Annotated in this window: 1 protein-coding gene; it reads right to left on the bottom strand. The window is 65.9% G+C overall.

Annotated elements, in window-relative coordinates:
• Positions 1–193: 193 nt before the first annotated feature.
• Entirely contained in the window at positions 194–406 is a 213-nt protein-coding gene (locus AB4Z35_RS30310) for an acetyl-CoA carboxylase biotin carboxyl carrier protein subunit (RefSeq protein WP_092301205.1), read from the bottom strand.
• Positions 407–494: the final 88 nt, after the last annotated feature.

The raw sequence follows: 494 nt of genomic DNA, 5'->3' as shown, positions 1-494 counted from the left end.
GCTCAGCGCGAAGATCGTGGAAATCGTCAATTCGCCGGACTTCCAGCAGCGCAYGCTGGCCGCCGGCGCCGAGCCGATGCCCAGCGATTCGGCAGCGTTCGCCAAGCGCATCGATGACGAGACCGCCAAGTTCGCCAAGCTGGTCAAGGATGGCAAGGTGACGATCGAGTAAGGCCCCCGGAGCCTTGGCGCGTTACTCGACCTCCACCACCGGCTGGCCCTCGGTCACGGCGTCGCCGGGCTGGACCAGGATGGCCTTGACCACGCCATCCGCCTCGGCCTCCAGCGGGATCTCCATCTTCATCGACTCGATGATCATCAGGACATCCCCGGCGGAGATGGTGGCGCCGGCTTCGATGGCGATGGAGGACACATGGCCGCTGACTGCGGCGTCGATCTGGGGCATCAGGCTGCTCTTTCGGTAAGGGTTTCGGGTTGCTTCGGCGTAGGCGTCTGGAGCGGCGTGGCCAGCACGCGCTGGGTCAGGGCCGTGT

The sequence above is a fragment of the Pseudomonas sp. KB_15 genome, from assembly GCF_052114525.1.
Classification (GTDB): Bacteria; Pseudomonadota; Gammaproteobacteria; order Pseudomonadales; family Pseudomonadaceae; genus Aquipseudomonas.
Note: the sequence above shows the minus strand (reverse complement) of the source record. Positions and strands in the feature narration are given on the sequence as shown.